The organism is Natronomonas gomsonensis, assembly GCF_013391635.1.
Taxonomy (GTDB): Archaea; Halobacteriota; Halobacteria; order Halobacteriales; family Haloarculaceae; genus Natronomonas; species Natronomonas gomsonensis_A.
In genome coordinates this window covers 1,326,528-1,351,828 of the sequence record NZ_JACAWU010000002.1, presented here as the reverse complement: position 1 = coordinate 1,351,828, position 25,301 = coordinate 1,326,528, and the positions used below count along the sequence as shown (strand labels likewise).

32 protein-coding genes are annotated in these 25,301 nt (G+C 65.8%); 14 read left to right on the top strand and 18 right to left on the bottom strand.

What is annotated here, in order from left to right; all coding sequences use genetic code 11:
- Positions 1-28: 28 nt before the first annotated feature.
- Positions 29-418 (bottom strand): VanZ family protein, encoded by a 390-nt coding sequence (locus HWX69_RS18315; protein WP_178917954.1) that lies wholly within the window; start codon positions 416-418, stop codon positions 29-31.
- Between the two features lie 43 nt (positions 419-461).
- On the bottom strand, positions 462-1,367 hold the full coding sequence (locus HWX69_RS15505) for a GIDE domain-containing protein (RefSeq protein ID WP_178917953.1): 906 nt from the start codon (positions 1,365-1,367) through the stop codon (positions 462-464).
- 147 nt (positions 1,368-1,514) lie between these two features.
- Here HWX69_RS15505 and HWX69_RS15500 point away from each other — a divergent pair, with 147 nt between their 5' ends.
- Positions 1,515-3,452, top strand: coding sequence for an aldehyde ferredoxin oxidoreductase family protein (locus tag HWX69_RS15500; protein ID WP_178917952.1), 1,938 nt, complete (start codon positions 1,515-1,517; stop codon positions 3,450-3,452).
- Positions 3,453-3,552: 100 nt separating this feature from the next.
- Positions 3,553-3,924, top strand: coding sequence for a 30S ribosomal protein S8e (locus HWX69_RS15495; protein ID WP_156710258.1), 372 nt, complete (start codon positions 3,553-3,555; stop codon positions 3,922-3,924).
- A 21-nt stretch (positions 3,925-3,945) separates the two neighbouring features.
- On the opposite strand, the gene HWX69_RS15490 is transcribed toward HWX69_RS15495, so the two are convergent.
- The gene (locus HWX69_RS15490) at positions 3,946-4,770 is read right to left on the bottom strand and encodes an aldo/keto reductase (RefSeq protein ID WP_178917951.1); all 825 of its coding nucleotides are present in this window, start codon (positions 4,768-4,770) and stop codon (positions 3,946-3,948) included.
- Between the two features lie 155 nt (positions 4,771-4,925).
- Here HWX69_RS15490 and HWX69_RS15485 point away from each other — a divergent pair, with 155 nt between their 5' ends.
- On the top strand, positions 4,926-6,407 hold the full coding sequence (locus tag HWX69_RS15485) for an FAD-dependent oxidoreductase (RefSeq protein ID WP_178917950.1): 1,482 nt from the start codon (positions 4,926-4,928) through the stop codon (positions 6,405-6,407).
- Here the strand turns inward: HWX69_RS15485 and HWX69_RS15480 are convergent.
- Positions 6,404-7,108: a helix-turn-helix domain-containing protein gene (locus HWX69_RS15480; RefSeq protein ID WP_178917949.1), complete on the bottom strand. Its 705-nt coding sequence runs from the start codon at positions 7,106-7,108 to the stop codon at positions 6,404-6,406. The genes HWX69_RS15485 and HWX69_RS15480 overlap by 4 nt on opposite strands.
- A 116-nt stretch (positions 7,109-7,224) precedes the next feature.
- Here HWX69_RS15480 and HWX69_RS15475 point away from each other — a divergent pair, with 116 nt between their 5' ends.
- The 4 genes from HWX69_RS15475 to HWX69_RS15460 all read left to right on the top strand — a co-directional run bounded on the left by HWX69_RS15475 (position 7,225) and on the right by HWX69_RS15460 (position 8,764).
- Positions 7,225-7,638: a hypothetical protein gene (locus HWX69_RS15475; RefSeq protein WP_178917948.1), complete on the top strand. Its 414-nt coding sequence runs from the start codon at positions 7,225-7,227 to the stop codon at positions 7,636-7,638.
- A 10-nt stretch (positions 7,639-7,648) separates the two neighbouring features.
- Positions 7,649-8,050: a DUF2178 domain-containing protein gene (locus tag HWX69_RS15470; RefSeq protein WP_178917947.1), complete on the top strand. Its 402-nt coding sequence runs from the start codon at positions 7,649-7,651 to the stop codon at positions 8,048-8,050.
- A complete protein-coding gene (locus tag HWX69_RS15465) occupies positions 8,047-8,238 on the top strand; it encodes a helix-turn-helix transcriptional regulator (RefSeq protein ID WP_178917946.1) in 192 nt (63 codons plus the stop codon). Before HWX69_RS15470 ends, HWX69_RS15465 begins: the two co-directional genes overlap by 4 nt.
- 70 nt (positions 8,239-8,308) lie before the next feature.
- On the top strand, positions 8,309-8,764 hold the full coding sequence (locus HWX69_RS15460; RefSeq protein WP_178917945.1) for an Hsp20/alpha crystallin family protein: 456 nt from the start codon (positions 8,309-8,311) through the stop codon (positions 8,762-8,764).
- Positions 8,765-8,784: 20 nt separating this feature from the next.
- Here HWX69_RS15460 and budC read toward each other — a convergent pair whose 3' ends face one another.
- Entirely contained in the window at positions 8,785-9,513 is a 729-nt protein-coding gene (gene budC / locus HWX69_RS15455; protein WP_178917944.1) for a meso-2,3-butanediol dehydrogenase, read from the bottom strand.
- A gap of 112 nt (positions 9,514-9,625) precedes the next feature.
- On the opposite strand from budC, the gene HWX69_RS15450 reads away from it, so the two are divergent.
- The 3 genes from HWX69_RS15450 to HWX69_RS15440 are packed head-to-tail and all read left to right on the top strand — an operon-like array spanning position 9,626 to position 11,431.
- Positions 9,626-10,267, top strand: coding sequence for a metal-dependent hydrolase (locus HWX69_RS15450; protein WP_178917943.1), 642 nt, complete (start codon positions 9,626-9,628; stop codon positions 10,265-10,267).
- Positions 10,267-10,941, top strand: coding sequence for a metal-dependent hydrolase (locus tag HWX69_RS15445; RefSeq protein ID WP_178917942.1), 675 nt, complete (start codon positions 10,267-10,269; stop codon positions 10,939-10,941). Before HWX69_RS15450 ends, HWX69_RS15445 begins: the two co-directional genes overlap by 1 nt.
- The gene (locus HWX69_RS15440; RefSeq protein ID WP_178917941.1) at positions 10,934-11,431 is read left to right on the top strand and encodes a GNAT family N-acetyltransferase; all 498 of its coding nucleotides are present in this window, start codon (positions 10,934-10,936) and stop codon (positions 11,429-11,431) included. The genes HWX69_RS15445 and HWX69_RS15440 overlap by 8 nt, the downstream gene beginning before the upstream one ends.
- Here the strand turns inward: HWX69_RS15440 and HWX69_RS15435 are convergent.
- The 3 genes from HWX69_RS15435 to HWX69_RS15425 are packed head-to-tail and all read right to left on the bottom strand — an operon-like array spanning position 11,426 to position 13,394.
- Positions 11,426-12,007 carry a hypothetical protein gene (locus HWX69_RS15435; protein WP_178917940.1) on the bottom strand — a complete coding sequence of 194 codons (582 nt, stop codon included), beginning with the start codon at positions 12,005-12,007 and terminating at the stop codon, positions 11,426-11,428. The genes HWX69_RS15440 and HWX69_RS15435 overlap by 6 nt on opposite strands.
- Before the next feature lie 57 nt (positions 12,008-12,064).
- Complete coding sequence (locus tag HWX69_RS15430) at positions 12,065-12,901, bottom strand: TatD family hydrolase (protein ID WP_178917939.1); 837 nt, start codon at positions 12,899-12,901, stop codon at positions 12,065-12,067.
- 52 nt (positions 12,902-12,953) lie between these two features.
- The gene (locus tag HWX69_RS15425; protein ID WP_178917938.1) at positions 12,954-13,394 is read right to left on the bottom strand and encodes an NYN domain-containing protein; all 441 of its coding nucleotides are present in this window, start codon (positions 13,392-13,394) and stop codon (positions 12,954-12,956) included.
- Between the two features lie 86 nt (positions 13,395-13,480).
- Between HWX69_RS15425 and gcvT the strand changes: the two genes are divergently transcribed.
- On the top strand, positions 13,481-14,566 hold the full coding sequence (gene gcvT, locus HWX69_RS15420; RefSeq protein WP_178917937.1) for a glycine cleavage system aminomethyltransferase GcvT: 1,086 nt from the start codon (positions 13,481-13,483) through the stop codon (positions 14,564-14,566).
- On the opposite strand, the gene HWX69_RS15415 is transcribed toward gcvT, so the two are convergent.
- On the bottom strand, positions 14,567-14,743 hold the full coding sequence (locus HWX69_RS15415; RefSeq protein WP_178917936.1) for a hypothetical protein: 177 nt from the start codon (positions 14,741-14,743) through the stop codon (positions 14,567-14,569).
- 99 nt (positions 14,744-14,842) lie between these two features.
- Between HWX69_RS15415 and gcvH the strand changes: the two genes are divergently transcribed.
- Positions 14,843-15,226, top strand: coding sequence for a glycine cleavage system protein GcvH (gcvH, locus tag HWX69_RS15410; RefSeq protein ID WP_178917935.1), 384 nt, complete (start codon positions 14,843-14,845; stop codon positions 15,224-15,226).
- A 97-nt stretch (positions 15,227-15,323) separates the two neighbouring features.
- Positions 15,324-16,277 carry a phytoene/squalene synthase family protein gene (locus tag HWX69_RS15405; protein WP_178917934.1) on the top strand — a complete coding sequence of 318 codons (954 nt, stop codon included), beginning with the start codon at positions 15,324-15,326 and terminating at the stop codon, positions 16,275-16,277.
- Between the two features lies 1 nt (position 16,278).
- Here HWX69_RS15405 and cruF read toward each other — a convergent pair whose 3' ends face one another.
- From cruF to HWX69_RS15390, 3 genes are read right to left on the bottom strand one after another with little or no spacing between them, the layout of a single operon-like run.
- Positions 16,279-17,115, bottom strand: coding sequence for a bisanhydrobacterioruberin hydratase (gene cruF / locus HWX69_RS15400; protein WP_178917933.1), 837 nt, complete (start codon positions 17,113-17,115; stop codon positions 16,279-16,281).
- Positions 17,108-17,980: a prenyltransferase gene (locus HWX69_RS15395; protein ID WP_178917932.1), complete on the bottom strand. Its 873-nt coding sequence runs from the start codon at positions 17,978-17,980 to the stop codon at positions 17,108-17,110. The genes cruF and HWX69_RS15395 overlap by 8 nt, the downstream gene beginning before the upstream one ends.
- Positions 17,981-17,995: 15 nt before the next feature.
- Complete coding sequence (locus HWX69_RS15390; RefSeq protein WP_178917931.1) at positions 17,996-19,471, bottom strand: phytoene desaturase family protein; 1,476 nt, start codon at positions 19,469-19,471, stop codon at positions 17,996-17,998.
- 124 nt (positions 19,472-19,595) lie between these two features.
- Between HWX69_RS15390 and HWX69_RS15385 the strand changes: the two genes are divergently transcribed.
- Positions 19,596-20,291 carry an SDR family NAD(P)-dependent oxidoreductase gene (locus HWX69_RS15385; RefSeq protein ID WP_178917930.1) on the top strand — a complete coding sequence of 232 codons (696 nt, stop codon included), beginning with the start codon at positions 19,596-19,598 and terminating at the stop codon, positions 20,289-20,291.
- Here HWX69_RS15385 and HWX69_RS15380 read toward each other — a convergent pair whose 3' ends face one another.
- The 6 genes from HWX69_RS15380 to HWX69_RS15355 form a co-directional block, all read right to left on the bottom strand.
- Complete coding sequence (locus HWX69_RS15380; RefSeq protein ID WP_178917929.1) at positions 20,292-20,996, bottom strand: universal stress protein; 705 nt, start codon at positions 20,994-20,996, stop codon at positions 20,292-20,294.
- A 1-nt stretch (position 20,997) separates the two neighbouring features.
- On the bottom strand, positions 20,998-22,410 hold the full coding sequence (locus HWX69_RS15375; RefSeq protein ID WP_178917928.1) for an APC family permease: 1,413 nt from the start codon (positions 22,408-22,410) through the stop codon (positions 20,998-21,000).
- Between the two features lie 86 nt (positions 22,411-22,496).
- The gene (locus HWX69_RS15370) at positions 22,497-23,264 is read right to left on the bottom strand and encodes a Nif3-like dinuclear metal center hexameric protein (RefSeq protein ID WP_178917927.1); all 768 of its coding nucleotides are present in this window, start codon (positions 23,262-23,264) and stop codon (positions 22,497-22,499) included.
- Between the two features lie 42 nt (positions 23,265-23,306).
- Complete coding sequence (locus HWX69_RS15365; protein ID WP_178917926.1) at positions 23,307-23,975, bottom strand: hypothetical protein; 669 nt, start codon at positions 23,973-23,975, stop codon at positions 23,307-23,309.
- Positions 23,976-24,060: 85 nt separating this feature from the next.
- Positions 24,061-24,867: an arginase family protein gene (locus HWX69_RS15360; protein WP_178917925.1), complete on the bottom strand. Its 807-nt coding sequence runs from the start codon at positions 24,865-24,867 to the stop codon at positions 24,061-24,063.
- A gap of 6 nt (positions 24,868-24,873) precedes the next feature.
- On the bottom strand, positions 24,874-25,248 hold the full coding sequence (locus HWX69_RS15355) for a translation initiation factor IF-5A (protein ID WP_178917924.1): 375 nt from the start codon (positions 25,246-25,248) through the stop codon (positions 24,874-24,876).
- Positions 25,249-25,301: the final 53 nt, after the last annotated feature.

Genomic DNA, 25,301 nt, shown 5'->3' with positions numbered 1-25,301 from the left:
CTAAAGCGGTGTCGTCTGTGGCGCGGGGCTATCGCTCGGCACCGAACCACGGCGCCGCCAGCCACCACAGCGCCGCTCCGATGGTCGCACCGCCAGCGTTCACCGCCACGTCGAAGGCACTCATGGTCCGGTAGGCGAGAAAGCTTTGTACGACTTCGATGCCGGCGCCGTACAGCATTGAGGCCGTGGCCGCGATGAGAAGCGCCCGTCGGTCAGTGGCCAACAGGGCGTAGCCGACTGCGCCGGCAAAGCCCGCGTAGGCGACGACGTGGAGATACACCGTCACGCCGATGCCGAACAGCCTCTCCGGAGTGCCCTCGCCGGGGTCCAACACGGACGCATAGAGGATGACGGCGGCACACGCGAACACGCCGAAGTACCGCAACGAGCGCGGTGCGGGTGGCAACGAAGTGGTCACGGCGGTAGGTGTTCGTCGGCGGACTTCAACGACCCGGTCCGACTCAAATGGGTAGTGGCGTTCCGAAGTAGCCGGCGGTCAGGCGGACGCCGAGATACACCGCGAGGACGCCGCCGACGGCGAGAGACCCGCTCCGGCCGGCGTAACGCAGCCTCACGTCGTCCGTGCCGGCGTCGATGACTCGTTCGGCGTCGAGCGTTCCGCCCGTATCGACCTCGCCGAGGACGGTCAGTTCTCGGCCCTCGGCGGCGACGGCCTCCTCGTATCTGTATCGGTCTCCGCCGATGGACGACCGGAGGTTCGAGCCGATCTCGCCGGGTTGGGCCTCGTCGGCGTCGTACACGTGACTGCGGCCGCCGTACAACTCGATGTGCGCCCTTCGGGGGTCGACGGTCACCGGCCCCGTGCCGTCGTCGAGGATGAACGGAGCGCCGCCGGAGCCGACCTGGTCGGTCTGCCAGCCGATGTCGCGGTCCTCCCAGCCGAGTTCGAGCGACCACGTCCAACAGGCCGCCTCCCGGCCGAACACGGGCGACGTTCCGGACGTCTCGTCGACGAGCCCCGTAACTGCGATTCGTTTCGTCCCCGCTCGGCGGGCGATGCCACCAGTGTTGGCCGCTTCCGCGCGCACCAATCGGAGGGCGACGAGGCCGTTGTCGACGGCGATAGCGAGGGCGCCACAGCCGACGACGAGCGGGGCGACGTTTACAAACAGGACCAAGGCATCTCCCCGACCGCCGAACCCCTCGGGGAGCGAGCCGTACAGGGCGATGACGCCGGCCGCGACGACGCCGAAAAAGCCCGCCGTCATGTACCACGTCGTCGGCGTACCGGTCCGTTGCTCGATGGGGTCGCCGCCGGATTCGGCCTCGTAGTACCCGGCGGCGGCAAACACCGCGACGAACAGGAGGACGACACCGAAGACGTACCACTCCACCAGCGCGGCCATACCCACCGTCGGACCCCGACTGACAAAATACTCCCCCGGAAACGCTGTCCGGAACCACGGTGTGTAATTACCGTAACCAGTTGTGGTTATGTCCTCGTGGCAAGTATTACACCGGTTGCGAACTACTAGCAAGTGTAACACGTTACTATGACAGACTTAGGCGGTTTCCACGACAACGTAGCTCGGGTCGACCTCTCGGAGGGGAGCGTCGACTACGAGAGCATCGACCAAGAGGACGCGGAGAAGTACATCGGCGCACGCGGACTGGGTGTCAAGTACGTCTTCGAACAGGGACCGGACGTCGACCCCGAGGGACCGGAGAACCTGCTTGCGTTCATGAACGGCCCGCTGACGGGCACGCAGGTGACGATGAGCGGCCGCATCGCCATCTGTACCAAATCACCGTTGACGGGAACGGTTACGGACTCCCACCACGGCGGGTGGTCCGGCGCCCGTCTCAAATGGGCCGGCTTCGACGGCCTGCTGTTCGAGGGGAAGGCCGACTCGCCCGTATACGCCGTCGTCGAGGACGGCGAGGTCGAACTCCGGGACGCCTCCCATATGTGGGGTTGGGGCGTCCACGAGACGATGGATGAACTCGAAGACGAGGTCGAGGGGTCGTACGGCAAGAACCTCTCGACGATGGCCATCGGGCAGGCCGGCGAGAACGGCGTCAAGTACGCCTGCATCATGAACGAGGACGACCGGGCCTCCGGTCGCGGCGGCACCGGCTGTGTGATGGGGTCGAAGAACCTCAAGGCGGTCGTCGTCAAGTCCTCGACGAAGATGCCGAAACCGGCCGACCCCGAGACGTTCAAGAAGGGCCACAAACAGGCGATGGAGGTCATCACCGAATCCGACGTGACCGCGCCCAACGAGGGCGGCCTCTCGCTGTACGGGACGAACGTCCTGATGAACGCCACCGAGGAGATGTCCGGCCTGCCGTCGAAGAACGGCAAGTACACCTCGACAGCCGACGCCCGAAACGACGGTTACGGTGGCCCCGGATTCGACTCCGAGAAGGTCTCCGGCGAGAACGTCCGGGAGAACATCCTCGTCGACGAACCGACGTGTCACTCCTGTCCGGTCGCCTGCAAGAAGGAAGTCGAAGTCGACGTGATGCACAAAGGCGAGGAGCTGAACGTCCGCACCGAGTCCTACGAGTACGAATCGGCGTGGGCACTCGGGCCGAACTCCGGGCACACCGACCGCGACGAGATCGCGCTGATGCTCCAGCGCTGTAACGACTACGGCATGGACACCATCGAGGCGGGCAATATGATGGCGATGGCGATGGAGATGTCCGAGGAGGGCAAACTCGACGACCTCGAGACCATCGACTGGGGCGACTCCGAGGCCATCGTCGAGATGATTGGCCGCATCGCCAACCGCGAGGAGGGCCTGCCGGACCTCCTGGCCGAGGGACCGCGCCGCGTCGCCGAGCGACGGGACGCCCACGACAACACCCTCGCCGTGAAGGGTCAGACGATGGCGGCCTACGACCCGCGCTGTATGAAGGGGATGGCTATCGCGTACGCCACCTCCAACCGCGGTGCGTGTCACCTGCGCGGCTACACGCCGGCCGCGGAGATTCTGGGGATTCCCGAGAAGGTCGACCCCGTCGAGTGGGAAGGAAAGGGCGAGTTGACGGTGCTGTTCCAGGACATGCACTCGATTTCGGATTCGTTCGACATCTGCAAGTTCAACGCCTTCGCCGAGGGCATCGAGGAGTACGTCATGCAGTACAACGGCATGACGGGCCGGGATGTCGGTGAGGAGGAGTTGATGCAGGCCGGCGAGCGCATCTACACCCTCGAGCGGTACTACAACAACCTCAACGGCTTCGACGGGTCTGACGACGACCTGCCGGGTCGGTTCGTCGAGGGCCACGAGGACGCCGTCCCCGGACAGGGCGGCGTCGAGGGCAGTCTGGTCGAACTCGACGAGCTCAAAGCGGAGTACTACGAGGTTCGCGGCTGGGTCGACGGCGTCGTCCCGGACGAGAAACTCGAGGAGTTGGACATCGACATCGGCCCCGGAACCGGCGTTTCGGCCGGCGATTCGGCCGCTCCCGCCGACGACTGACCCCGAGATTCGTTCTTTCTTTCGCTGAGTGAGCAGCCGTCGGCTCGTTCACCGAGGCCAAGCCGAGGGGTTCAAGTACGCGGCAGGGCACCGATAGGGTATGAAGAGCCACGCGCGGTCCACGAAGAAACGGACGGGCGGCCGACGCCGCGCCGTTCGCAAGAAGCGCAAACACGAGATGGGTTCCTCCCCGACGGAGACCCGTGTCGGCGAGGAGAAACTGAAAGTCGCCGAGACACACGGCGGCAACACGAAGGTTCGCGCCATCGCCAAGACCGTCGCCAGCGTCGCCACCGACGACGGCGCCGTCGCCGCCGACATCGAGGACGTCGTCGAGAACCCCTCGAACCCCAACTACGTCCGACGGAATATCATCACGAAGGGCGCCATCATCGAGACCTCCGAGGGACGCGCCCGCGTCACCTCCCGACCCGGCCAAGACGGTCAGGTCAACGCCGTTCTCGTCGAGTAGCGACCGAACGCACTTTTGCGGCTACGCCAACTCCCGGAGTCGCGACTTCACCATCCCCGACAGCGCCCGGAGTTTCGAGGGCTGGCGGATGCGGCCCATCTCCGCGTCGGTGAGTTCGAAGTCGAACACGTCGAGGTTCGCTTCGAGGTGGTCGCGACTCGTCGCCTTCGGCACGGTGGCGACGTTCGGCTGTTGGAGGAGCCAGCGAATCGCCACCTGTGCAGGCGATTTGTCGTGTCGTGCGCCGATTTCTGCGAGCACAGGGTCCTCGAGGACACCGCCGTGAGCGAGCGGCGAGTACGCCGTCAACAGCACGTCGTGAATCCGGCAGTAATCGAGCAGTTCGCCCTGGCTCCAGTAGGGGTTGTACTGGACCTGATTCGTGAGAACCCCGTGTTCGGAGAGTCGGCGGGCGTTGTCGAGGCCGTCGACGTCGAAGTTAGAGACGCCGAGGTGTCGGACCCGCCCCGAGTCGACGAGTTCGTTCATCGCCGCGAGGGTGTCCCGAAGCGGCGTGGTGAGGTTTGGGTGGTGAATCAACAGCAAATCGACGTAGTCGGTGCCGAGTTTCGCGAGGCTCTCCTCGGTCGAGCGGAGCACGTCGTCGTAGCCCCGATTCTTCGTCTCCAGTTTCGTCGCGAGGAACACCTCCTCGCGGTCGACGCTGCTGTCCCGGAGGGCGTTTCCGACCTGCCGTTCGTTGCCGTAGGCCTGTGCGGTGTCGATGTGGCGGTAGCCGACGTCGAGGGCGGTGTGGACCGCCTCTCGACAACTCTCGCCGGTGAGTCGCCACGTCCCGAGGCCCACGGCGGGGACCTCGACGCCTTGGACGGTCGTGAAATCCATAGTGGTCGTACGACCGCCGTGGTTGTATAGATGCGGCCCTCCGCGCACGCTCGGTTAGTGTGTGAAAATCACACGCATGCGCAGGGACGTACGGGGAGGATTAAGTGGGAGACCTCACTCGACCTAAACGACAACGACCAACACGAGGACCACCTATGCCAGAAGAATACGACTTACTCATCGTCGGCGGCGGAATCAGCGGGGCATCGTTGCTATACACCGTCTCGAAGTTCACGGACGTAGAGCGCGTCGCGCTTCTCGAAAAGGAGGAGGACCTCGCGGCCATCAACTCCCATCACACCAACAACTCCCAGACGCTTCACTTCGGGGACATCGAGACCAACTACACCCTCGAGAAGGCCGAGGAGGTAAAGGAGGGCGCCGAGCTGCTCGCGGGGTATCTCGAGGCGGTCGACCCCGACCGGGAGATGTACAGCAAGCGGAGCAAGATGGTGCTGGCCGTCGGCGACGAGGAGGTCGAGGAACTCGAAGAACGCTACCACGAGGAGGGCTTCGGCGACCTGTATCCGAAACTGCGTGCCATCGGGCGCGACGAGATTGCGGACCTCGAACCGGCCGTCGTCGAGGGTCGGGACCCCGACAAGGAGATGCTCGCCCTCCAGACGCCGGACGGCTACACCGTCGACTACGGGCAGACGACGAAGTCGTTCGTCGAGGCCGCTCGCGAGGAGGCCGGCGTCGACGTCTACACCGGCACCGAAGTCGAGGACATCAACGAGACCGACGAGGGCTTCCTCGTCGAGACCGACGACGGCTGGTTCGAATCCGAGGCGACGGTCGTCGCCGCCGGTTCACACAGCCTCCAGTTCGCCCAGGAGATGGGCTACGGCGAACACCTCTCGCTTTTGCCGGTCGCGGGGAGTTTCTTCCTCGCCGACGACCTCCTGAACGGGAAGGTGTACACCCTCCAGATGAAGAAACTGCCCTTCGCCGCGGTCCACGGCGACGCCGACGTTCACGACGACGGCGTCACGCGGTTCGGCCCGACGGCGAAGTTGGTCCCGACGCTCGAACGCGGCCGCATCTCGACGGTGAGCGATTTCTTCGACGTGTTCGGACTCCGACCGGCCTCGGCGTTGAGTTACGCGAACATCCTCTCGGACCGCGTCCTGTTGCCGTACGTGCTCCGGAACCTGGTCTACGACATCCCGGAGGTCGGCAAGCGCGCGTTCCTGCCGAACGTCCAGAAGGTCGTCCCCGGCGTCGAACTCTCCGACATCGAACGCGCGGAGGGTTACGGCGGCGTCCGCCCGCAGATCGTCGATACCGAGCGGAAATCCCTCGACATGGGCGAGGCAAAACTCGTCGAGGAGGATATCATCTTCAACATCACGCCGTCGCCGGGCGCCTCGACGTGTCTGAAGAACGCGATGCGCGACACCGAACAGGTCGTCGAGTTCCTCGACGGCGACTACACCTTCGACGAGGAAGCGTTCCGGGCGGCGACTATCGACAACTTCCCGCGGGCCGAGGCGGACGAGGAGGCCGAAGCCGACGCCGATGAGGTGGCCGCCGAGTCGACCGTCGGTGCAGAGACGGCCGAGACGGCCGATGCCGGCGCTGACAGCGACGACGACGCGGGCCAGACGGCGGTTCCCTCCTCGACCGACGACTAGGGGAACTCCCGCAGGGAATCGAGCAGTTCTTCGAGCGGTTTCGTCGTCGTCGCAAGCGAGACGCCGTCGGCTTGCGCGAGTGCCGGCGCGTGCTCCCAGAGATTCTCCTCATTGAGACCGTGAAGGACGACCGCCGACGGTGTCGGCGTGACCACCCGCAGTGCGACCAGCGGCGACTCCCCGCGCGTGACGTTCGTGAACACGAGCGCGCGGTTCGTCGACTGGCCGTACAGGCGGTAGAACTCCTCGCTGGAGAGGCGTTTGATGGCTTCGACGCTGTTGATGACGGTGTGGCCAGCGACGGTGTCGGCCCGGCCGGCGACGACCTCCTCGGCGTCGATGGCGCCGTACAGTCGGTCGGTCGGCACCGTTACGGGGTACTCCCGGAGGTCGTACACCACGTCGGATTCGAAGCCAGCGGAGATGACGCGGGCGTGTTGGCGGACGCGGTCGCCGCCGCGACGCTCGTCGACGGCGAGCAGGCCCTCGACGACTCGTCGAACGATACCGATTCCCGGGTTCTCCCGGCGGCCGCTCTCGTAGTCGGAGACGACCGACGCCGAGACTTCGAGTTCGTCGGCGAGCGTCGTCTGTGCCACGTCGAACTCCTCGCGCCACTTCCGTATGGTCGCGCCGGGCTCTTCTGAGAGCGTCACCTCGCCGGCGATGCGCTCGGCGAGTTCCTCCCGTGGGTCGCGCATGCCCTGAGGGAGTAGACGGCGGGGCATAAGGCTGCCCGAAGGAATTAAGTGGGTGTGTAAAGTACACTTTACTGTAAAGCGAGCTTTACGGAAGTGATGCTTTACACCCTCCACCCATGACAGCGAACACGTCCCCAACGACGAATCGCTCCTCCAGTCCACGCCGGTATCGAATCGCGATGTACGGGTTTCTGGCCGTCGGGTTCGTCGGCTACATCGCCGGCCTTCGAGTAGACGCACCGCTGGCAGCCCTCGGTATCTACTGGGTCGGCTTCCTCGGATTCCTCGGCGTCTGGAAGGGCAGTTCGGTCACGCTGTACGACGAACGACACGAGGCACTGGAAGCCGAGGCAATGAGGGCCACTTTCGGCGCCGTCGGTGCGGTGTTGATACTCGTTGGCCCGGCACTCCCGGCGGCCCTCGATGCCGGCTACGAGGTACCGTCACTCGCCCTCGGCGCACTGTACGGCTACGCCGCGATGTTCGGCGTCTACATGCTCGCCTCCATCGTGGTTCGCATCCGCTCTTGATACTTCGACGATGAACTCCACCACAACGATACGGTTCGACCCCACGACGTACAGACGCACGACGTTCGGACTCACCCTGCTTGCCGCGTTCGCCCTCGCTTTCGGGGTGGTCTTCGAGGTACCGTTCGTCGGCATCGCCGTCTACGCCCTCGGGCTCGTGACGGTGTTCTCGCTGCCGGCCGTCACGGACGTGCGGCTGTTCGACGAACGCGACGACGAAATCGCCCGAAAGGCCGCCGGGACGACGCTGACGCTGTTCGGCTGGCTGTCGGCCATCGTCTACCCCTCGCTGGTCGCGCTGTCGGCGACCGGGCAATTTTCGTGGGGGCCGGCCAGCACCGCCGTCGCCTTCGCGACTGCCGCCGTCTACGCCGTCTACCTGCTCGCGCTCGGCTACCACCGATACCGATGAAAAACGACCTCAAGGAGCGCCGCGCCGACCGCGACGAGAGCCAGGCGGACCTCGCGGCAGCCGTCGACGTGACCAGACAGACAATCAACGCCATCGAACGGGAACGGTACGACCCATCCCTGGAGTTGGCCTTCGCCCTCGCCGAGCACTTCGACTGCGCTATCGAGGACATCTTCGAACCGGAGTGAGTGTTCTCACTCCCTGGGAACGGGCGTTCGGCTACATGTCGCCAGACGGCCAATCTTCGTTCGGGAGACGATGACGACACGAATCAACCCATTCACCGAGTTGGAACGCTTCTTCAACCAGCTGAGCGAGCAGTTCGACGACACGTCGAGAGAACTGGGGACAGCCGAACCGTTCAGTCGGCTGTCACTCGGGGTCTCTCGGATGGCCGTCGATATCGTCGAACACGACGAGACGTTCGTCGTGACCGCCGACCTACCGGGATTCGACAGTGACGAGGTCGACGTTCAGGTGACGGACCACACGCTCCGTATCGACGCCGACCACGAGGAAACGACCGAAGCGGAATCCGAGGGCCGGTACGTCCGGCGCGAACGCCGACGCGAATCGGTGAACCGGTCGGTTCGGCTCCCGGGCGACGTCGATGCCGATGGCGTGACAGCCACCATGAAGAACGGTACGCTGACCGTTACGCTGCCGAAGGTAGCCGCCGAGGACGCACACGAAGTCGACATCGAAGTCGAGTGAACGACGGCCGGAGCGGGCCTTCAGAAGGCGGTCCAGCCGCCGTCGACCGGGATGTTCGCCCCCGTAATGTATGACGCCCCGTCGGAGGCGAGAAACGCCGCCAGCGGCGCTATCTCTTCGGGGTCGGCCGGTCGTTCCATCGGCGTCCGGGCCTTGAGAAACTCGTAGAACCGCTCTTCGTCGAGGAGTTCGTCGGTCATCGGCGTCCGGACGAACCCCGGACAGATGCCGTTGACGCGAACGTTGTCGGGTGCGTAATCGACGGCGACCTGTTGTGTGAAGTTCACCACGCCGCCCTTCGACGCCGAGTAGGCGGCTGCTCCCTTCCCGCCGCGCAGTCCGTAGATGGATTCGATGTTTATGATACAGCCCTCCGACTCGAGGAGATACGGGAGCGCCGCTTTCGCGCCGTGCATCACGCCGTCGAGGTTCGTCTCGATGACGGTGCGCCACTCCTCGAGGCTCATCGCTTCGAGTTTCGACTCACTGCCGACGCCGGCGTTGTTCACCATGATGTCGAGTCGTCCGTAGTCGTCGGCGACGCCCGCCACCAGCGACTCGACTTGTTCGTACTCGCGGACGTTGCAGTGTCTGTACTCGGCCCCGATGTCGGCGGCGGTTTCCGCCCCGGCATCGTCGTCGATGTCGGCGACGACCACGTCCGCGCCCTGTTCGAGGTACTCCGCTGCGATGGCCTTCCCGATACCCATCGACCCGCCCGTGACGATGGCTACGTCGTCGGATAGCATACTTGAAGTAGGCTCGCTTGACGTATATCCACCGCTGGCAGTTCCCGGTGGCTGGGAACGGCGTGTGCGCACAGCAACTACTGTTAAGCCCCCCGAGCACTACGCCCCGGCAATGCCGCCGACTCTCGTCACCGTCGCCGTCGGCGTCCTCATCGGTGTCGCGCTGCTCGGCCCGGTCTTCGACCGGCGATCGCTGGCCCTCGTCGCTCTCGCGGCCGCGGTTCCGGACCTCGACGCTGCGGTCAGCCTCCTCGTCCCGGGCGTGACCAACGCCCTGCTACACTCCGCGTTCGTTCCGGCGGCCGCCGCCGTCGCGCTCTACTACGACACCGAACGCCGGGAATCCTCGTGGCTCCGCCGGCGGTACGGCTGGTACGGCGTCCGCGTCGCGTGGGTCGCCGTCGCCGCCTACGCCGTCGCCGGCATCGGCCTCGATTTGTTCAACATCGACAGTGCCGCCGCGCTGTACCCGCTGTCGGACCGGTACTACTCGATTACGGGCAAACTCGTCCTCTCGACACAGGAGGGGGTCGTCCAGACGTACGTCGAGTGGGGCGACGGCTGGCTAGAAGTGGCCTCGCCCGGAACGACCGAAACCCACCACGTCGAGACGTGGCTCAATCCCTCGGCGGCGGCCGACGGCGACGTAGCCCGCCGCCTCCGGGTCGTCGATTCCGGGTGGCAACTCGTCGTCGTCATCACCGCGGCGGCCGCCGCGCCCGCGAAACGACTCCTCGATGGAGGGGGTGACTGATGCCGTCGACCGTCGTCCACGCTGCGGTCGCGTTCTGCCTCGCCGTCGGCCTCCTCGGGGAATTCTACGACCGGCGGGCGCTCGTGTTCGTCCTCGCGGTCGTCCTCGCGCCGGAAATCGACACGTTCGCGGGATGGTTCCTCGACGGCGCCCACCGGGCGCTGTTGCACAACCTCGTGTTCACCGCCGTCGCAGTGCCGGTCCTGTTGTGGGACACGACGCGGGAGTCGTCGTGGCTCCGCGAGCGCTTCGGTGCCCGCGGCGTCCGGCTCGTGTGGATCGGCCTGTTCGTCCACACCTTCGCACACATGCTCTTCGACTGGGCCCACCTCGACGGAATCAACCTCTTTTACCCGATTACGGACCGCTTCTTCAATCTCGACGGCGAGGCGTTCTTCTCGACGGCCGAGGGATTCACCCAGACGTTCATCGAGGTGACGACCGACCCCGAGACGGGCCAGCAGTCGGTCGATGCCGGACAGGGCGGGACGACCGGGAACACCCACGTCTCCAGCCCGGTCGACCCCTCGCCGGACCCCGAACCGGAGACCGTCGACCGACGGGCGCCCATCGCGGTCCAGGGGTGGCAGCTGTATCTCATCGTCCTCGGTGCGTTCACGCTCGTCGCGAAGAAGCTACAGTCGCCGCTCCCGTCGGAACGGGACGATGACTGAGGAGCCGACCCTCCGGCCGTACGACCCCGAAACCGACCGAGAGGCACTGTGGGAACTCAAACGGGCGTTCGAGACCGGACTCGGTGCCGAAGGCGGCGAGGAGAAGGCCGCCACCTACGAGTCCAAACTCACCGACGAGTACCGACGCGAGTGGCTGGCGTGGGTCGACCGCTGTGTCGCCGACGACGAGCGCTGCGTGACGTTGGTGGTCGCCGACGGCGAGGCGGTCGGCTACGTCTTCGTCCTTCCCGAGCGACTCGCCTTCGTCTGGGACGCCGCCGTCGTCAACGAACTGTATCTCGACGCGGCGTATCGCGGCAGCGGCGTCGCCGAGGCGCTGCTGGAGTCCGCCGTCGGCCTCGCGACCGAACAGGACCTCCCGCTGGACAGGCTGTTGCTCGACGTGGACCCGGACAACGAACGGGCCTACGCCTTCTACGAGAAGTTGGGGTTCGAGCCGTGGGGCGAAATCGTCGCCCGGGAGCTATAGGCCGCTGGAGTCGTCCTCGGCGGTCGCACCACCGATAGCGCCACCGATAGCCCCGAAGACGACGGGGTATACGAGACCAGCAAGGAAGATGGCGGGAATGAGGTCCGGTCCGCCCGTCGCATTCTCGACAACAATCTCGAAGAGGAACGTGCCTGCGATGCTCACTATGAGATAGCCGGGGACGACAAGTGCGCCGGCAATCGCGCCGTCGTTTGTCTCTGTCGCACCCTGATACCGACTGATGGCGAGCCCCGCGGCAATGAGTAGGGCCGGAGGAATCACGTAGAGCAGAGCAGTGAACCCGTCTTCACCACCGATGAAGTTCGCTGGCGGAGCGAATGGCCCGAGATTCGTGTAGGTAATGCTCACCATGTGGGCGTTGTAGAACACCCATCCGACGAGTTCGTACGTTGCAGATTCACCGCCAGTGAACTCGATAATCTGATTGAGGTTCGATTGCTGGATATCCGTACCAGCCAGCAGATACGTGAACACGTATCCGAGAACCCACGCGGCGACACCGGCGAGGGCACCGGGGACCAGTGGAAGGCTATCAGCATCGATGTTGGACGACATATCACTCAAGAGGACACCCGGCTACGTGAATAAATTTGTGGCCTCGTGAAGGACGGACTACTGGAGTGTTGCCTCGGTGTCGACGCCGTACACTCGCGCAGGGGTCTCGACGTGGGCCCGGTACAGCGCCTCGGAGTAGCCCTCTTCGGCGAGCCACTCGGTTCGCCTGGGCACGGTCTTCGGCCCCATGACGGCCCCGGGGCGGTCGGGGTCGTCGATGAAGTCCGTCTCCATGAAGAAGGGCCAGTCGCCGCCACAGGCCCGCTCGAGTTCGTCCTTGTCGCAGATGACGCTCGGAATCGGCCCCTCGACGTAGCCCTCCGAGTAGTGTTTGACCACCTGCTCGCGGGGCAGCCCCTCGGCTTCGGCCCACTCGGCCACTTCCGTGAACTCCTCGCCGCCTTCGGTGTGCAGTTGGACGGCACAGCCGACCTCGGCGCCGCGGGCGAAGGCGTGACGCATCACGTCGTTGGAGGCCGCCCAGACCGCGTCGCTGGTGTCGTAGTGCGGCCGACCGGATTTGATGGCCAGCGCCGGTCCCTCGGCGACGTACTCGGCGGCAACGTCGATACCGGTCTTCATCAACTCCGCGGCCGCCTCGGCGTCGTAGCCGCGGTCGACGAGCTGGGATATCAACGCCGGATGGACCCCGAGAACGGGCCACGCTTTCCCGGGGAGTATCTCGTCGGCCGCTTCGGTCACCTCGACGGTGAGGTCGAACGTCTCCCGGAAGCCCTCGGCGTCGTCGACCTCGCCGACGAGGTGCCACGATGGCTTGTTCAGGACGTTCAGATGCGTGCCGCCGACCTCGGCGAACTCCGCGGCGGCCTCGGCGCCGCGGCCGTTCACCGGGTCGAGATGGAGGTGATTGTCGAGAATCGGCCCGTCGTACATGGAGAGGCGTTGCGGCGGGGCGGCCAAAAGCCGTGCGCTCCCGTTCGGCGCTTCACCCCAGCGTAATCTCGTCGTGGGCGGCGTTCCGGAGCGCGTCCGAACGGCCGTGTGTCCCGGGCGCGACGGCGACCGTCCGGAGGCCGCGTTTCGACGCCGTCTCCAAGACCGGCTTGAAGTCGGTGTCCCGTGAGACGACGACGACCGTATCGATTTGCTCGGCGACGGCGGCCTCGACGGCGTCGACGGCGAGTTTCACGTCCACGTCGCCGCTGGTCGTCACCACTTCGAACCCCCGTGCTTCGGCGGCCTGAATCAGCCCGCCGGTGGCGTTCTCGTCGACGTAGACACGGGCGACGGCGACCGTCCCCTCCCCACGGGCGATGTTCCGGAGTTCGTCGAGGTCGACGTCGAACTCCTCGCGGAACACGTTCGGCCCGTCGACGAATATACCGACGCGGGTCGAGCGGGGGCGAAGGCGGTCGAGCAGTCCCATGACGGCCTCTCCGCGACCGGCGGTGAAATCGGTGTTGGTCGGCGGCGAGGGGAACTTCTTACTCCCCGGCCGACGAGGAGTCGAGTATGTCCCTTCGAACGCCGCCGCTCGGCGAGGCGCACGCCGCGGCGGAGGCGAAACTGACCGAGTTCGGTGGCTGGGAGATGCCCGTCGAGTTCGACTCCATCACCGTCGAACACGAGGCCGTCCGCGAGTCCGCGGGCAAGTTCGACGTCTCGCATATGGGCGAAATCGAAGTCTCCGGCCCCGATTCGACCGAACTGATGAACCGTCTGACGACCAACGACGCTTCGGCGCTCGACCCCGGCGACGCCCAGTATTCGGCTATCACCGACGAGGCCGGCGATATCATCGACGACACCGTGGTCTATCGCCTACCCGAGGCCAACGACGCGGAGTTCCTGTTCATCCCCAACGCGGGCCACGACGAGGACGCCCACGACCGCTGGGTCGAATATTGCGAGGAGTGGGGCCTCGACGCCACCGTCGAGAACGCGACGACGGAGTACGGCATGATAGCGCTGCAGGGCCCCGACGCCCTCTCGTTGCTCGGCGAGCTGTGTGAGGCTCCCGAGGACATCTCGCGGTTCACCGTCGCCCTCCGCGACGTGGCGGGCGTCCACTGTCTCGTCGCTCGGACGGGCTACACCGGCGAGGACGGCGTCGAGTTGCTGTTCGACGCCGACGATTCCGAGGCCGTCTGGTCGGCGTTGGACTGCCAACCCTGCGGTCTCGGCGCGCGCGATACGCTTCGACTGGAGGCGGGCTTTCTGCTCTCCGGACAGGACTTCGACATCGATGAGAACCCACGGAACCCCTACGAGGCGGACATCGGCTTCGTCGTCGACCTCGATACGGAGTTCGTCGGCCGCGAGGCGCTCGCGGCGGCCGCGGAGTCGGGAATCGAGGAGAAACTGATCGGCTTCCGCCTACAGGAACGCGGTATCGCGCGTCACGGCTACGACATTGCCGTCGACGGCGAGGTCGTCGGCACCGTCACGAGCGGGACGATGAGTCCGACGCTGGGCGACGCCATCGGTCTCGGTTACGTCCCAACCGAGTACGCCGACCCCGGGACCGAACTCGACGTGTTGGTCCGGGGTCGTGAGAAACGAGCGGAAGTCGAGGAACTGCCGTTTTACGGTCGCTGATTACCGCATTTCTTCGAGCGACCGAACGGTGTCGGACATCAGCCACGCGGTCTCGCTGTCGGGGTCCTCGATGGAGAGTGCGAAAAACGACTCGCGACCCTCGTCGACGGTAATCCGGTATCCGCGCCCCACCAAGCCGTCGGACTCGTCGGTGGCGTCGGATTTTGGGGTGTTCACGCTGGGCCCTCAGGGACGACGAAAAATAACGGGCACGGTTCCGGCCGCGAACGGTGCTGAGTCGATACCACTACATTCCCCACCACAGATACGATACCTATGAGCTTCGACGTACCAGACGACTGTCGGTATCTGGAGAGCCACGAGTGGGTCCGCGGCGACGGCGACACCGCACACATCGGCATCACGGATTTCGCACAGGACGAACTCGGTGACGTGGTGTTCGTCGAGTTGCCCGAGGTCGGCGCGTCGGTCGACAAAGACGAGGAGTTCGGCGTCATCGAGTCCATCAAGGCCGTTTCGGACCTATATGCGCCCGTCTCCGGTGAGGTGGTTTCGGTCAACGAGGACCTCTTCGACGCGCCCGAACTCGTCAACGAGGACCCCTTCGGCGACGGCTGGATGCTGGAGGTCGACCTCGAGGACGAATCGGAACTCGAGGCGCTGTTGTCACCAGCGGACTACGAAGCCCAAATCGCATAACCCGGGGGAATCCCCAAAACCCCACACGTACTGCCGCTTTCTTTCAATTCTCGTACAAACACATAAGGTGGTTCCTGCCGTATGAAACACGTACCGAATGGTCGACGACACCCAGCTTGCAGAGAGCAAGTCCATCCACAGAGCGACTGGGAAGACCTTCTACTACGCGACGAAGCTGCTGCCCGAGCGGGTCCGCCACGCGACGTACGTGCTGTATGCCTTCTTCCGAGTCGCCGACGAGGTTGTCGACAATCCCGAGGGAATGTCGCCCGACGAACAGCGCCGCCGCCTCGAAGAGATTCGTGAGGCGGCGCTCGGCCGCGAGCCGACCGACGACCCCGTCCTGTCGGCGTTCTCCGAACTCCGGGAATCCTACGACATTCCCGACGAGGAGGTCGACGTGTTCATCGACGCGATGTGTGCCGACATCGAAACCTCCCGCTACGACACCTACGAGGAACTCGAAACGTACATGCGCGGGTCGGCGTCCGCCGTCGGCGTCATGATGACGCTCATCATGGAGTGTGACGACCCCGACACCGCGATTCCACACGCCCGGACGCTCGGCGAGGCGTTCCAACTCACCAACTTCATCCGCGACGTGGGCGAGGACATCGCCGACCGCGACCGCATCTATCTCCCCCGAGAGACACTGGACGAACACGGTGCCGACCCCGCCGACATCGAAGCACGGCGGTTCACCGACGAAATCGGTGCGGCCATCGAACACGAACTCCGGCGCGCGGAAGGGCTGTACCGCGAGGGCGTCGCCGGCATCCAGTATCTCCCACGGGACTGCCAACTGCCGGTCCTGACGGCAGCCGTCCTCTATGCCGACCACCACCGACTGGTGCGACAGCGGGGCTACGACACCGTCACCGAGACGCCGTCGCTGTCGACGTGGCGGAAGCTCTCGTTGGTCGCACGCACCCGATGGCACTGGTTCTGGAGCAAGGACCCCGAGACGGTGTTCTCGAAGGTGAGCGCCGTCCCGTCGGCGGCCGATCACCGTACCGAGCGCCGGCCGAACGAACCCGCCCCGACGCGATAACTTATCGCTCCGGGAAGTCGAAGCGGTCCGTTTTCCACAGGGCGTAGCCGTACCCCACCGCCAGCGTCGCGGGAATCCAGTTGCCGAAGTAGGCGTTGATGCCGCCCCACAAGATGACGAAACTCACGAGGTCGTCGAGCATGAACCGACAAGACTCCAGCCGAGCGAGGACGGCGTTTCGGTCGAGGGCGTAATCGAGGACGACGACGGCGACGACGGCCGACAGCAGCCACCCGGCGTAGTTCGACCACGGGACGCCGTAGTAGAGGCCACCGGCCTCGTAGGCCCAGAATCCGACCGAGACGGCTGCGGGGTCGAGGACGAGGTCCATCCCGATGACGGCGGCGACGACGACCGGCACCCGGAGGGCGACCCGTCGGGCGGCGTCGCCGAGGAGCAACAGACACAGCAGGTAGGCGTTGCCGACGAGCGGGAGGAAAAACAGCGGCAGCGCCACGGGAATCCCGCCGAGCATCGGCCCCAACTCGACGCCGTAGGCGAACTCGCCGTAGGGGAAGCCCGTCGTGACGCCGACGTACTCGATGGCGTAGGTGTAGCCACACAGGATGGCGAGGCCGGCGGCGGCCTTTCGGGTGAGCACCGGCGCGAGGCCGGCGACGAGCGGCAGCCGCATCACCGCGACGCCGAACAACAGGAAGTAGGGATTGAAACTGAGCGGCTCCGGGAGCAGGCCTTCGGCGGAGGCGAGTAGCGTCACCGCCCCGAGCGCCGGGAAGACGACGGCGATGGTGAACCGGTTCTCGTCGACGAGTTCGTCGAGACGGCGCTCGAGGTGCCCTCGGGGCGGCATCTCGAAGTCGGTGACGGCCTCACGCATACAGCATCACCCACAGTGCCGCGAGCGTCAGCACCATCCCGGCGGCCGTGTTCAGTGACGGGAACCACCAGTAAGCGCGGTCGACGGCCACGTCGGCGGCGACGATGCCGGCGACGAAGACGGGATAGACGCCGAGGACGGCGGCGAAGAACGGATGGACCGTCCCGAAGACGGCGGCCGCGGCGAGCCAGCAGGCCGCACAGTAGGCGTAGGTTCGTGACTCCCCGAGGAACGTCGCCGTCGTCTCGATGCCGGCCTCGCGGTCCGGTTCGATGTCGGGAATCGCCGAAAAGGTGTGCATGCCCATCGCCCACAGCCACCCGCCGGCGACGGCGGCAAGCGGCGGTGCCGTCCCGGCGACGGCGGCGTAGGCGACGACGCCCGGCAGGACGTAGAGGCCGTTCGACAGCGAGTCGAGAAACGGCGTTGTCTTGAACCGCAACGGTGGGGCGCTGTATTCGACGGCCAACAACAGAAAGCCGACCATCGCGACCACGCCGGCGGTCGGAAGTGTGGGGAGGAACAGGAGGCCGGCCAGCCCCGTCAACACGACGAGGGCGGGCACCAGTCGGTCGCCCTGATAGCGGACTTCGCGGTCGTCCTTCTTCGGGTTCGCCTCGTCGATATCGGCGTCGAAGACGTCGTTGACGCCGTAGAGGAACACGTTCGCCGGCAACAGGAAGTACGCGAACAGGGCGACGGCGAGCGGGCCGAACAGCTCCGACGGCGCCTCGGCGGCGTAGGCGACACCGACGATGACGGGGCCGGCGAGGTAGAACCAAAAGCGGGGCCGCGACATCCGGAGGACGTAGCCGCTCGGCGTCGCCTCGCTCGGCAACAGACGGTCGATTGCGTGGTCGGTCATGGTCGGCGAGTCCGGTCAGGCGTCCTCGATGAGCGCGTCGGCGGTGTGTTGGCCGCTGATGAGACACATCGGGACGCCGATGCCGGGAGTGGTGTACGAGCCGGTGAAGTACAGTCCCGGACAGGCCTCAGAGCGGTGCGGCGGCCGGAGCAGCGAGGTCTGTCGCAGGGTGTGTGCCATCCCGAGTGCCGTCCCCTGTTGGCTGTTGTAGCGGTCTGCGAACTCCGAGACGGAGAATATCTCCTCGAAGACCAGTCGGTCGCGCAACTCGACGCCGGTGTTCTCGGCGATGTCGTCGAGGATTACATCGCGGTACCACGTCCGGACCTCCTCGGTGTCGTCGAGGCCGGGAGCGATGGGGACGAGCGCAAAGAGGTTCGAGTGCCCCTCGGGGGCGACGGTGTCGTCGGTTTTCGAGGGGACACAGAGGTAGTAAGCGGGGTCTTCGGGCCAGGTCGGGTCCTCGAAAATCTGCTCGAAATGGCCGTCCCAGTCGGTCGGGAGGACGAGCGTGTGGTGTTCGAGTGGCTCCACGTCGCCCTCGACGCCCATGTACATGAGGAAGGCACTCGGTGCGTAGGTCCGGTCGTCCCAGTAGTCGGCGTCGTACTGGCGTTCGTGTTTCGGAAGCAGTTCCTGTTCGGTGTGGGCGTAGTCGGCGTCGCTGACGACGTAGTCCACCTCGAAGTCGCCGGCGGCGGACTCGACGACGAACCCCTGCTTGCGGTTGACGATTTCGGTCACTTCCGCGTCGGTGACGTACTCGACGCCCAACTCCTCGCCCAACTCGACGCAGGCGTCGACGACCGACCCCAGTCCGTCCTCGGGATAGTAGACGCCGAGGTTGAAATCGACGTGGCCCATCATGTTGTACAGCGCGGGCGTGTTCGAGGGCGCGCCGCCGAGGAACACCAGCGTGTACTGCATTATCTGCTGGAGTTTCGGGTTGTCGAAGTAGTCGGCGACGTAGTCGTCCATCGTCCCGAGCAACTGCAGGCCGATTGGGGCGGCCTTCATCACGTCCCAGTCGACCCAATCGCGGAGGCGGGGGCGGTCGGTGTAGACGAACTGCTCCATCGCCACCTCGTAGTGGGTCTCGGAGGTGTCGAGGTACTCCTCTAAGGCGTCGCCGGCGCCCTCTTCGTAGGACTCGAAGAGGTCGTACATCGCTTCTCGGTCGGAGGTCACCTCGGCGGTGTCGCCGTCCTTGAAGAAGATGCGATAGTGGGGGTCCAGCCGATTGAGGTCGTAGTAATCCTCGGGTTCCTTCCCGAAGTGGCCGAAGAACCGCTCGAAGACGTCGGGCATCAGGTACCACGACGGGCCCATGTCGAACCGGAAGCCGTCGGCTTCCAGTCGGGAGGCCCGCCCGCCCAGTTGCTCGTTCTTCTCGAGGACCGTCACGTCGAAGCCCGCCTCGGCGAGATAACACGCGGTCGAGAGGCCGCCGAACCCGGAGCCGACGACGACCACCTCACGGGATGTGGACATAATCTGATATAGGGGCGGACCGCCCATAAAACGGGCGTGGGGAACGGTGGCACGGTGCTAATGCCGTGGCCGTCCGGACCGCCGCTTGGGAAACGTCCTTGTCGCCGCCGTACGACTGTGTGGTATGAACACTGCAGTCGTCACCGGTGGGTCCCGAGGCGTCGGCGAAGCCGTCGCGAGACTGCTCGCAGCAGAAGGCGTCCACGTCGTGCTGTGTGCGCGGGATAGAGACGCCGTCGAGTCGGTCGTCGAAGCCATCGAGGCCGACGGTGGGGCGGCGACGGCAATTCGCGCCGACGTTCGCGACGAGTTCGACGTCGAGCGACTGATGGAGACCGCCTCGCGGGCCGGCGAGGGCGGTGGTATCGACTTCGTCGTCGCCAACGCAGGCGTCTACCACGGCACCCCCGGCGAGACGCCGCTGGCCGAGGCCTCGTACTCGTCGTTCGACGACACGCTCCGCATCAACGGTCGCGGCGTCTTCGCGACGATTCGCGAGGCCGTCCCGCACCTGACCGACGACGCACGGGTCGTCGTCCCGTCTGGTGCCATCGCCCGTGAAGCGAAACCCGGATTCGGCGCCTACGCGGTGTCGAAAGCGACCGCCGAAGCCGTCGCCCGACAGTTCGCCGCCGAACTGGAGCAGGCCGTCGGCGTCCTCGATTTGGGGCAGGTACAGACGGAGTTGACGAACCGGATGCAGGGACGAGACCCCGCCGACGTCGCGCCGATGTTCTGGTGGGCGGCGTCGGAAGCCGACCCCGAAACCATCGATGGGGCGGTCGTCGGGCTACGGGAGTGGAAGGCGGCGACGCGGTGACTACTCGTCGGCGCCGTCTCCCTCGGTCTCGCGGCGGACGACCAACACCGGGCCGACCGACGCGGCAGCGAGGCGCTCGGACTCGTCGCCCAGCAGGAACTGCGACAGCGACGGTGCGGCCTCGCCGACGACGACCGCGTCGTGGTCGGGAACGGCCTCGATTAGCGTCTCGAAGGGGCGGTCGCTGACGACGCGTTCGGTCGTTACGTCGAGGCCGCCATCTCGAAGCTGTTCGGCACTTCGCTGTAGCAGGCCCTCGGCGTCGTCGGCTTCGCTGGCGAGAAACAGCGTGACGGCGATGTCGCGGCCGCCGACCAGTTCCGCGACGAACTCGAGGATGCGGTCGACGGCCACGTCACCGCTCAGCGGGACGAGCAACCGATTTACGTCGCCGGTCGCGCCGTTGATGGCGTAGGCCCGAGCGCCGACTTCGTCGGCGACGCGTTCGACCGACTGTTGGCGGTCGTGGGTGAAGACGAGTCGGTAATCGGCGGCACCACCGGCCTTGCGGAACTCCTCGGCGGTGTCTTCGAGGCCCGAAACGGCCCGCTCTTCGTACTGCTCGCGGGCCTGGTCGGCCGGGGTCTGTTCCGGCAGGACGTGATAGCCGAGGACGGTCACGTCCATCGTCCCGAGTAAGTCCATCAGTCCGTAGGCGACCGATTCACTCTCCAGCACCGCCAGCGGCATGAGTACTCGCGTCATCTTACAGTGCCCCCTTGAGTGTTACATCGCGTGCATAGTAGAAGTACCACCCGGCGGCTCCGAGCATGATGAGGAAGCCGAGTATCTGTGAGAGCGGTTGCATGAACAGAATGAGCGCGAAACTCGCGACGCCGCCGACTATCGGCACAGCGGGGTAGCCGGGGACCCGAAAGTCGGGGTCGTACCACTCCGGTTCGTCGCGTCTGAGTGCGAGTAACGCGACGCAGATGAGGCCGTAGGCGACGAGGTGCAGAAACGAGGCGACTTCGGCGAGCACTTCGACGCGGCCGGTCGCCGTCAAGAGGAGAATCGGACCGCCGGCCATTCCCAACGCGACGTGTGGGGTCCCGTATTTCAGGTTGATACGACTCGCTCGACTCGGCAACAGCGCGTCCTTCGAGACGGCGTAGACGGCTCGGGAGGTCGAGAGAATCGAGGCGTTCGCACTCGACATCGTCGCTAGCAGGCCGCCGAGGATGATTGCGAAGCCCCCGGCCGGACCGAGGAGTTCTCGGCCGACGTCGACCATCGCGGTCTCGCCCGCCAGCGACAGTGCGTTGCTCCCGATCGCGCTCGTCGCGACGAAGATGGTCACGACGTACAACACGCCGACGATGACTACCGACCCGACCATCGCCAGCGGGAGGTTCCGGCCGGGGTCTTTCATTTCGCCGGCGACGGTCGCGACCTGTGCGAACCCGAGATAGGAGGTGAACACCAGCGCGGCCGTCGTCAGAATCGGGAACGGGCCGTAGGGAGCGAACCGTTCCGGCGCGGTCGGTTCGCCGACGAGGCCGACGGCGTCGAGGATGCCGAATCCGAGAAAGACGACGAGAATCGACAGCAACAGCGCGACGACGCCGTTCTGGAGTTTCGCCGCGTTCTCGGTGCCGGTGACGTTCAGGAGCGTAAAGCCCAACCCGAACAGCAGCGCAATCGGGATGACGAGGCCCTCTCCGACGGCGATGCCGAGAAAGCCGAGAGCGTCGACGGCGTAGTAGCCGAAGCCGACGAGGTAAAACGCCGTCGCAAAGACCAATCCGAGCCAAAGCGAGAGGCCGACGACCGACCCTGCGAGCGCCCCGAGGCCGCGGGAGATGAAGTAGTAGCCGCCGCCGGATTTCGGCATCGCCGTCGCCAACTCCGAGGTCGGGAGCGCGACCAACAGCGCGATGACCGCGCCGATGGTAAAGGACAACGCCGCCGCGGGTCCCGCACGCCCCGCCGCGAGACCGGGAAACACGAAGATACCGGCGCCTATCATCGTGCCGATACCGATTGCCAACCCCCCGGAGAGCCCGAGCGTGCGTTCGAGTTCGGCGTTCTCGGTGACCGTCGCCTCGTCAGTTTCGACGACGGGTTCGGCGGACGGTTCCTCACCCTCGATGTTCTGTCCGCTCGGAGCCTCACTCATACGCACGGACGGACGCGAGGCGGCGGCTTAGTACTGGTGGAGAACCCAAGCGATTGAACCCCGATGCCGTCGACGTGGGAGTGCCCTCACAACCCCGTCGGGTGGTCGACGTACGTCGTCTCGACGCCCCACTCCTCGACGAGGTCGGCGAGGGCGCGAACGCCGAACGTCTCCGTCGCGTAGTGGCCCGCGAGGAAGACGTTCAGCCCCGCTTCGCAGGCCTCGTGGTAGGCCTTCTGTTTCCCCTCGCCGGTAACTAAGGCGTCGACGCCGGCGTCGGCAGCCTCTCGAATCCAGTCGGTACCGGAACCGGTGACGATGGCGATGTCCTCGATGCGGTCGGGGCCGAAATCCAGCGTCCGTACCGACCCTTCGCCGGTGTCGAGGTCCGACAGTCGGGATTCGAGGTCCGAGACGGTGTACGGGTCGGCGGCACGGACGCGCTGGCCGATGGTGACTCCGCCGTAGTCGCCGAACGGTTCGACGATTTCGCAGTCGAGGAATTCGGCGAGGCCGGCGGCGTTGCCCAACTCGGCGTGGCCGTCCAGTGGAAGGTGTGAGACGTACAGCGCGAGGTCGTTGTCGACCAAAGCGGCGACGCGGTCGTAGTCGCGCCCCGTCACTCGGTCGAGACCGCCCCAGACCATGCCGTGGTGGACGACGAGGACGTCCGCCCCCGCGTCGGCAGCCGTTTCAGCGGTCGCCTCGACGCCGTCGACGGCGAAGGCGGCACGCTCGACGGTTCGGCCGTCGGCCCTGCCCACTTGCAGGCCGTTGGCGCTGGCGTCGACGCCCCCGTAGTCGGCGTGGTTCAGTCGGTCGTTCAGCCGGTCGCGGAACTCCGAGAGTTGCATACCTGACCCTCACTCGGCTTGCATTTGTATTCCCTGCTCGCCTCAGGCGTCGCCCTCCGTGACGTAATCGCTCTCGTCGCCCGAGGCGAGCGTCAGGCCGTCGTACAGCAGTCGAACCAACAGGACCGGAACGGCCGTTCCCGAGGTGAGTGCGATTCCCGACAGGACGGCCGCGCCGGGAATCCACTGGACGGCGTTGTCGACACTGAATCGCGCACGGACGGCCAACAGACCGGCGGCCGCGATTGCGCCGGCGACGTAGGGGCCGCCGCCCAGGGCGAGAATCGCCTCGATGGCGACACCGAAAAACAACAGCGCCTCGACGGTCGCACCCGTCGCTGCGACCGCGAGGCGACGGTGAAGCGGTTGCTCGAAGACGACGAGCGAGGCCGGGTCGGCACTGACGCCGCCGCGGAACTTCGCGACGAGCGCGACGACGAGCATCGTCCCGCCGAAGGCGATGAACCCGAACAGAAAGCCGTCGACTATCGCCCCGACCGACGGGACGACGAGGCCGGCGTCGGCGGGCGAACCGGTGGCGGCGACCAGAGTGACGATGCCGACGAGAAGCGCCGCGTTCAGCGCCAACCCCCGTCTGAGTTGCGGCCAGTCGGGCGGCTCCGAGCGCCCCCAGTGACGATACAGGCTGACGATTGGGACGGTGACGACGACTCCCAACGCGAGGAGGGACACGAGCGTGGAGGGCGGCATACACTCGCCCGCTGGTCGGCGCTCGAAATAGTAGTTTTGAACGCGCTATCGTGGGGTTCGGGTCCGCCGTGTGCGGCGGGCTTCGTTACTCCGAACTGTCGGCGTGGGTGAAGACCAACTCTCGGAGCAGTTTCGCCGCAAGCGAACCGGCCTGGCCGTCGTCGCGGTCGTTGACCTCCACGATGTCGAAGCCGACCGCGGAGGGCGCGACCGCTCGAACGACATCGCGCATCTCTCGTGAACTCAGTCCGAACGGTTCCGGCGTTCCGGTGCCGGGGGCGAAAGCCGGGTCGGCGGCGTCGATGTCGACACTCAGGTAGGCGTCGCCGTCGAAGTCGGGCCGCCACTGGGGGACCTCTTCTGGGGTCACGATGGTCACGTCCGACTCTGCGGCGCGGTCCCACTCGGCCTCGCTGCCGGTGCGTGCCCCGAGTAAAATCGCCTCGTCTACGATTTCGAGGGCGTGGTGGGTCACCGTCGCGTGTGAGTATTCGTTGCCCGCATACGCCTCGTAGAGGTCGAGGTGGGCGTCGAGACAGACGTACACGTCGGGGTCGGCCGCACGGAGTCCGGCGACGGTGACGGTGTGTTCGCCGCCGACCAACAGGGGGAGGCGGCCGTCGTCGTGGTGGTCACGGAGGCTGCCCGAAAGGAAGTCGAGATAGTCGGCGGCGTCGTCCCACGGGGACACGTCGCCCGAATCGAAAACGAGGTCCGAGAAATGTTGGTCCGTTCGCTGGTCGTAATCATCGAACGGGCGAGCGAACCGTCGGACCCGGTCGGGTCCGAATCGGGTTCCGGGGCGAAACGTGGTAGAAACGTCGAGTGGTGCGCCGACGACGGCGTAATCGGCGTCGTCCGGGTCGGCGTTCGCACCGGGGAACTCGCCCATACCCACCTAGACGACCTTGCGCTGGCCTTCGTACTCGAGGTACTCGATCTCGTCGTCCGGCGAGGGGTCGAGGTCATCGGGGATGCGCATCGTGATGGTCTCGTAGGTTTCGAGGTCCATCACCTGCATGTCGCCGCCGGAGACGGAGACGACCTGTCCCTGCTTGCGGTTGATGATGGGAACCCACACCTTCGCGTCGACCGGCTGGGTGAAGTTGCGCTTCTGGCTGTCGAAGACACCCTTGCCCTCGACGCGGGCCTTCGCGCTCCCGTGTTTGCCGGGCTTGGACGTGCTGTAGGCGTAGATTTTGCTCGGCACGTCGTCTATCATCACGTAGTTGCCTTCCTGAAGATCTCGGACCTCAGTCTGCTCTCTCGGCATACCCACGGCTTGCCTTCGGTGCAGTATAAACGGTTTGGAAAGCCCCGGCGGTG

What these genes read in the sequence shown, in the direction of transcription:
- HWX69_RS15360 (WP_178917925.1), bottom strand. Translation starts at nt 24,867, where the DNA reads ATGGGCGAGTTCCCCGGTGCGAACGCCGACCCGGACGACGCCGATTAC.
- HWX69_RS15450 (WP_178917943.1), top strand. Translation starts at nt 9,626, where the DNA reads ATGCCGCCGACTCTCGTCACCGTCGCCGTCGGCGTCCTCATCGGTGTC.
- HWX69_RS15390 (WP_178917931.1), bottom strand. Translation starts at nt 19,471, where the DNA reads ATGTCCACATCCCGTGAGGTGGTCGTCGTCGGCTCCGGGTTCGGCGGC.
- HWX69_RS15370 (WP_178917927.1), bottom strand. Translation starts at nt 23,264, where the DNA reads ATGCAACTCTCGGAGTTCCGCGACCGGCTGAACGACCGACTGAACCAC.
- HWX69_RS15355 (WP_178917924.1), bottom strand. Translation starts at nt 25,248, where the DNA reads ATGCCGAGAGAGCAGACTGAGGTCCGAGATCTTCAGGAAGGCAACTAC.
- HWX69_RS15365 (WP_178917926.1), bottom strand. Translation starts at nt 23,975, where the DNA reads ATGCCGCCCTCCACGCTCGTGTCCCTCCTCGCGTTGGGAGTCGTCGTC.
- HWX69_RS15385 (WP_178917930.1), top strand. Translation starts at nt 19,596, where the DNA reads ATGAACACTGCAGTCGTCACCGGTGGGTCCCGAGGCGTCGGCGAAGCC.
- HWX69_RS15440 (WP_178917941.1), top strand. Translation starts at nt 10,934, where the DNA reads ATGACTGAGGAGCCGACCCTCCGGCCGTACGACCCCGAAACCGACCGA.
- HWX69_RS15465 (WP_178917946.1), top strand. Translation starts at nt 8,047, where the DNA reads ATGAAAAACGACCTCAAGGAGCGCCGCGCCGACCGCGACGAGAGCCAG.
- cruF (WP_178917933.1), bottom strand. Translation starts at nt 17,115, where the DNA reads ATGCGTGAGGCCGTCACCGACTTCGAGATGCCGCCCCGAGGGCACCTC.
- HWX69_RS15475 (WP_178917948.1), top strand. Translation starts at nt 7,225, where the DNA reads ATGACAGCGAACACGTCCCCAACGACGAATCGCTCCTCCAGTCCACGC.
- HWX69_RS15380 (WP_178917929.1), bottom strand. Translation starts at nt 20,996, where the DNA reads ATGACGCGAGTACTCATGCCGCTGGCGGTGCTGGAGAGTGAATCGGTC.
- gcvT (WP_178917937.1), top strand. Translation starts at nt 13,481, where the DNA reads ATGTCCCTTCGAACGCCGCCGCTCGGCGAGGCGCACGCCGCGGCGGAG.
- HWX69_RS15470 (WP_178917947.1), top strand. Translation starts at nt 7,649, where the DNA reads ATGAACTCCACCACAACGATACGGTTCGACCCCACGACGTACAGACGC.
- HWX69_RS15425 (WP_178917938.1), bottom strand. Translation starts at nt 13,394, where the DNA reads ATGGGACTGCTCGACCGCCTTCGCCCCCGCTCGACCCGCGTCGGTATA.
- HWX69_RS15485 (WP_178917950.1), top strand. Translation starts at nt 4,926, where the DNA reads ATGCCAGAAGAATACGACTTACTCATCGTCGGCGGCGGAATCAGCGGG.
- HWX69_RS15375 (WP_178917928.1), bottom strand. Translation starts at nt 22,410, where the DNA reads ATGAGTGAGGCTCCGAGCGGACAGAACATCGAGGGTGAGGAACCGTCC.
- gcvH (WP_178917935.1), top strand. Translation starts at nt 14,843, where the DNA reads ATGAGCTTCGACGTACCAGACGACTGTCGGTATCTGGAGAGCCACGAG.
- HWX69_RS15405 (WP_178917934.1), top strand. Translation starts at nt 15,324, where the DNA reads ATGGTCGACGACACCCAGCTTGCAGAGAGCAAGTCCATCCACAGAGCG.
- HWX69_RS15460 (WP_178917945.1), top strand. Translation starts at nt 8,309, where the DNA reads ATGACGACACGAATCAACCCATTCACCGAGTTGGAACGCTTCTTCAAC.
- HWX69_RS15445 (WP_178917942.1), top strand. Translation starts at nt 10,267, where the DNA reads ATGCCGTCGACCGTCGTCCACGCTGCGGTCGCGTTCTGCCTCGCCGTC.
- HWX69_RS15435 (WP_178917940.1), bottom strand. Translation starts at nt 12,007, where the DNA reads ATGTCGTCCAACATCGATGCTGATAGCCTTCCACTGGTCCCCGGTGCC.
- HWX69_RS15430 (WP_178917939.1), bottom strand. Translation starts at nt 12,901, where the DNA reads ATGTACGACGGGCCGATTCTCGACAATCACCTCCATCTCGACCCGGTG.
- HWX69_RS15395 (WP_178917932.1), bottom strand. Translation starts at nt 17,980, where the DNA reads ATGACCGACCACGCAATCGACCGTCTGTTGCCGAGCGAGGCGACGCCG.
- HWX69_RS15495 (WP_156710258.1), top strand. Translation starts at nt 3,553, where the DNA reads ATGAAGAGCCACGCGCGGTCCACGAAGAAACGGACGGGCGGCCGACGC.
- HWX69_RS15480 (WP_178917949.1), bottom strand. Translation starts at nt 7,108, where the DNA reads ATGCGCGACCCACGGGAGGAACTCGCCGAGCGCATCGCCGGCGAGGTG.
- HWX69_RS15490 (WP_178917951.1), bottom strand. Translation starts at nt 4,770, where the DNA reads ATGGATTTCACGACCGTCCAAGGCGTCGAGGTCCCCGCCGTGGGCCTC.
- budC (WP_178917944.1), bottom strand. Translation starts at nt 9,513, where the DNA reads ATGCTATCCGACGACGTAGCCATCGTCACGGGCGGGTCGATGGGTATC.
- HWX69_RS15505 (WP_178917953.1), bottom strand. Translation starts at nt 1,367, where the DNA reads ATGGCCGCGCTGGTGGAGTGGTACGTCTTCGGTGTCGTCCTCCTGTTC.
- HWX69_RS15500 (WP_178917952.1), top strand. Translation starts at nt 1,515, where the DNA reads ATGACAGACTTAGGCGGTTTCCACGACAACGTAGCTCGGGTCGACCTC.